Source organism: Myroides sp. LoEW2-1 (assembly GCF_009767705.1).
GTDB lineage: Bacteria > Bacteroidota > Bacteroidia > Flavobacteriales > Flavobacteriaceae > Flavobacterium > Flavobacterium album_A.
This window is the reverse complement of the sequence record NZ_WSPP01000175.1, coordinates 1-911: the sequence shown is the minus strand read 5'-3', so window position 1 is coordinate 911 and position 911 is coordinate 1. Positions and strand designations below refer to the sequence as shown.

1 protein-coding gene is annotated in these 911 nt (G+C 26.9%); it reads right to left on the bottom strand.

The window, feature by feature from the left end:
• Positions 1-898: Kiwa anti-phage protein KwaB-like domain-containing protein (locus GOQ24_RS10815; RefSeq protein ID WP_160339665.1), on the bottom strand; the 898-nt coding region annotated here is incomplete at its 3' end.
• Between the last annotated feature and the right edge of the window lie 13 nt (positions 899-911).

Below are 911 nucleotides of genomic sequence, written 5' to 3'. Positions count from 1 at the left end.
GTATTTTCCCATCATTTATATTAATAGGAGCCTTTTTTTTAATTCCTAACTTTTCAAGTTGTTTTAATTTTTTACTTGTCAAAGTATTCAAATTACCAAGCTTCTCAAGCTTCATTAACTTTTTATGAATATCTGATTTATTCTCTATTGTTTCATTCAATTTAGTAACATCTCCAAAACACTCATGTGTGGACATGGCTAACGCAATATCTTGAGCTCTTTTTTTATATTCTTCTTGTAGCCCCACAAGTTGTTCAAAAAAAAACTTCTTTAAAACATAAAAAGTATCTCCATAAAAAATACAATCAATTTGTTTATCTAAATAAACAGTATCACTTTTCAATAAAGAAAGTGTATTTGTATTTGTATCAAAGTAAGTTCGCAATTGCTGAAAAGTAGACTTTTTACTATTATCATTAGCTTTATCTACACCTATTTTTCCTGGTGATATTTTTCTAAATGTATAAAAAGAACTCTGACTATCAATTTCAAACTCTACACAATAAGCCCATAATGTTTCCTCTTGTAAAATATCATTCAAATCTGTTATCTTTTGAGGGCTATTATTTAATTGGTTATAAACAACATCTGAAAATGAACCAACCTTATTCTCCATTTGATAAGTAAACAGATGCTCTGTTTCGTCTGCAATAACATCATAATCAAAGAAATGTAAATCTTCATTTTCTTCAATTTTTGTGAATTGTTTATTTGATAAACTATATAGGTAAGTTCGCACTTCATTAGTAATTTCTATTTCATATACTTTAAAATCAAATTTTTCAAGAACTCTTGCACTAGCTTTAACCCCCTCTTTTAAGATACGCGTAATAAAATACATTTTGAGATTACTTGCCTGAGCTTTGTTAATAACATCAATTAGTAAAGCTTTATCCATAATAAATATTTTT